General features: G+C 64.7%; 1 protein-coding gene. It reads left to right on the forward strand.

Annotation, left to right across the window (positions count from 1 at the left end; translation table 11 throughout):
- Positions 1-241, forward strand: a 241-nt coding sequence (locus tag ACXAFS_RS15330) for a hypothetical protein (RefSeq protein ID WP_475308056.1), incomplete at both ends; no start/stop codon positions are given.

Below are 241 nucleotides of genomic sequence, written 5' to 3' on the forward strand. Positions count from 1 at the left end.
ACCTTATTTGGGAACACGTAATCAGGACAAACACCAGAAATTAGAAATGAAAAGTGTTTTTCATTCAATAAAGAAAAGTGGTAAGCTTGATTATACTCCTTGTTTTTTTTTTTTTCCCCCCCCCTCCCCTCCCCCCCCCCCCCCCACCCCCCCCCCCCCCCCCCCCCCCCCCCCCCCCCCCCCCCCCCCCCCCCCCCCCCCCCCCCCCCCCCCCCCCCCCCCCCCCCCCCCCCCCCCCCCC

The sequence above is a fragment of the Winogradskyella sp. ABM4_392 genome (genome assembly GCF_056160445.1).